This window comes from Marinibactrum halimedae (assembly GCF_021234875.1).
Lineage (GTDB): Bacteria > Pseudomonadota > Gammaproteobacteria > Pseudomonadales > Cellvibrionaceae > Marinibactrum > Marinibactrum halimedae.
In genome coordinates this window covers 1-846 of record NZ_JAJQVM010000111.1, presented here as the reverse complement: position 1 = coordinate 846, position 846 = coordinate 1, and the positions used below count along the sequence as shown (strand labels likewise).

Annotated in this window: 2 protein-coding genes; both read left to right on the top strand. The window is 42.0% G+C overall.

Annotation, left to right across the window (positions count from 1 at the left end; all coding sequences use genetic code 11):
- Positions 1-227, top strand: a 227-nt coding sequence (locus LU351_RS20535) for a hypothetical protein (RefSeq protein ID WP_232595951.1), incomplete at its 5' end; no start/stop codon positions are given.
- Positions 224-616, top strand: a complete 393-nt coding sequence (locus tag LU351_RS20530; protein ID WP_232595950.1) for a hypothetical protein — start codon at positions 224-226, stop codon at positions 614-616. The genes LU351_RS20535 and LU351_RS20530, both read left to right, overlap by 4 nt.
- Positions 617-846: the final 230 nt, after the last annotated feature.

The window sequence follows — 846 nt, the reverse complement described above, 5'->3', positions numbered from 1 at the left end:
CGTTGGAAATGCTGGGTTTGGGTTTTGTTCATGGTGAATCTCCTGTAGACAGGCTCACAGATGAGCTTTATGAGATTCGTTCAAAATGGGACAAAGTGGAAATTTGCCGCGTAGCGGCTTCGTTCAACAAGGTTTTCAATGTTCATTCCAGCACCTTTGGTGCTTCCATTGGACGCCCGCTGCGCGGGCGCCCATTAAAACCGCGTTATAACTTGGTATTGAAATGAGTTCCTTACAAGAAATCTGTGATACTTTGCTAGACAATGCGGACTTAACTTTGTCTGTAGAAGGGGTGAGCGGATTAATAAAATTAGAATTTCATCCAGCAGCTTTCGATGGCTTGATCACATTATATTGTGCTGATTACTCAAGGTTAAACTTTCGGAAGTCGCCGGACGACGAAGATGCAATCTTCGTAGGTGAGGTAAATATCACGATAAAAAAAGAGATTAGAAGTGTAGCTAAGCTATACAAAGAAGATGGGTGGCAGTCCTATAATAAGGAATTACTCAAACCTGTCGCTCATATAGAGATTGAAGGTGGGGCTATGCTTAGTATTGTATGTGAAAAACTAAGTTGGCAAAAAGGCATTGGTGACGTCCAAGTCGTGCTGTAAAAGTTATAACAAGTCACTGCTGTCCCGTTAACTTTCAAAATAACACTGCCTGATATTGATCAGGTGGTTCCGAGTTAACAGGATCACCTCGCAGCAAAGCAAGTACTAAAGGGTGCATAACTTAGACAACACTGTATAATACAGTCATGAAAAATGATGGCAGAAAATTAAGTCACGATACGCTCGAAGAAATTCGCATTCGTGCAGTACAACAAGTGGAAGCTGGCGAA